The 2,060-nt window shown below is 49.3% G+C and carries 1 pseudogene; it reads left to right on the top strand.

The features are described from left to right. Positions 1 to 2,060: pseudogene (locus tag G4D82_RS14270) on the top strand (hypothetical protein); the annotation flags it as partial.

The raw sequence follows: 2,060 nt of genomic DNA, 5'->3' as shown, positions 1-2,060 counted from the left end.
GCAGGAAGCGATAGTGTTACTTTACCGGTATCTACCACAGCAGCCGGCTCGTTTGTGTATGATTTGATTAGTGTTTCATCGGCCACTACTCCAAGTTGTAGTCAAACGCAAACAGGCAGTGCTACAGTCACAATCTTAAGACTGCCAACCGCTACTATTTCGGGTACTACTCAGGTGTGTATTAATGATCCAACGCCACAAATTACCTTCACCGGATTGAACGGGCAACCGCCTTATACTTTCAATTATACGGTGAACAACGGTGTGGTGCAAACGGCTATTTCAGCATCGGGTAGCAGCTCGGCCACAGTAGCGGTAGCTACTACAACCTCGGGCAGTTTTGTGTATAATTTGGTTGAAGTATCCTCGGCCACCACGCCAAGTTGCAGTCAAGTGCAGAGTGGCAGTGCTACAGTGGTAGTACGTCCGGGCTCGGAACTCACCACGAGTTCACTCACCACACAAACGGTTTGTTTGAACACGCCGATTGTTCCGATAGAATTGAATTTAGGAGGCAGTGCCACAGGAGTTACCGCAGTAGGTTTACCAAGTGGTGTTACTGGATCACTCAATGCAGCGGGAACAGTGTATACCATCAGCGGTTCACCATCGGCTATTGGAAGTGCGAACTATACTGTTACTACTACCGGAGGATGTTTGCCATCAGCGGTTATCAGCGGTACTATTACGGCCAACCCGAATGTGACTATCGCTTTGAGTACCCCTGGAGCCAATGCGCAGAACTTGTGTATTAATACCAATATTGCACAGATACAATACACGGTGGGCAATGGGGCATTAGGAGCTACTCTTACCGGCGATCTTCCTAACGGAGTGACTGCAATTTTCTCAGCCGGAGTGATGAACATTACCGGAACGGCCTTGCAGGCAGGTACCTTTAACTATACCGTTACGACTGTTGGAGGTTGTTCGAGCGCTTCACTGAGCGGAGTTTTGGTCGTTAAGCCAGAGGTGGAATTGATTTTAGCCTCGGCACCGGCAACGACCTTGCAGAGTGTTTGTACCAATGTGGGTATTACCCCAATCAGATATAATGTAAGCAATGGGGCTACCGGAGCTACTGTTATAGGGCTTCCTGCGGGTATTACCGGAGTGTATGCCGGCGGTGTGTTTACCATTTCCGGTTCCTCATCAATCATCGGAACGTACCCCTTTGTGGTGACTACTGTGGGTGGTTGTGGCAGCGATACCCAGAATGGTTCAATTACTATTAACCCGGATGTGACTATCGCTTTAGTCTCACCGGCGGCCACCACCTCACAGGTGTTGTGTATCAATGAAGCCATTGACCCGATTGTATATAGTGTGGGTAGTGGTGCTATCGGAGCTTCGCTCATTGCAGGAGAAGTGCCTGAGGGCATCCAAGGCGCGTTTAACCAAACCACAGGAGAATTTACCATTAGCGGCATTGCTATAGAGGCGGGGACTTTCAATTATACCATCTCCACGCGAGGCGGTTGTGGCGTGGCTACCTTAACGGGAAGCATCACGGTAAACCCGTTACCGGTGGTGAGTTTGCCACAAGACGGTTTTATCTGTGTGGATGTAGCCGGAAACCCCACCACACAATATACGTTGTACACCAATTTACAACCCTCAGTATATAGTTTCCAATGGTCTGATGTCAATGGGGTGATTGCAGGGGAAACAGCCAATAGTTATGTGGCTTCGGCACCGGGCATTTACACGGTGAAGGTGACCAACATCGCCTCTGGATGTTTTGATTTGCAGAGTGCGACCATTGTGCCATCGTTGCCACCGGCTCAGGTAGTGGCTTCGGTGACGAGCTATTTTGAGTACGACCAGATGGTGACCTTGCAAGTGAGCCCACCGGGGAACTACCTCTACCAACTCGATAATGGTTTGTTTCAAGAGAATCCGTTCTTTACCAACCTACCATCGGGTTATCATACTGTAACGGTGAAAGACCGCTTTGGATGTGGTACGGCAAGCACTACCTTTAGAGTGGTGAACTTCCCGAGGTTCTTCACTCCGAATGGCGATGGATATAACGATACTTGGAACATCACCGAAATCGC

Origin of the sequence: Flavobacterium lotistagni (assembly GCF_011392125.1) — a bacterium.
Classification (GTDB): Bacteria; Bacteroidota; Bacteroidia; order Flavobacteriales; family Flavobacteriaceae; genus Flavobacterium; species Flavobacterium lotistagni.
Note: the sequence above shows the minus strand (reverse complement) of the source record. Positions and strands in the feature narration are given on the sequence as shown.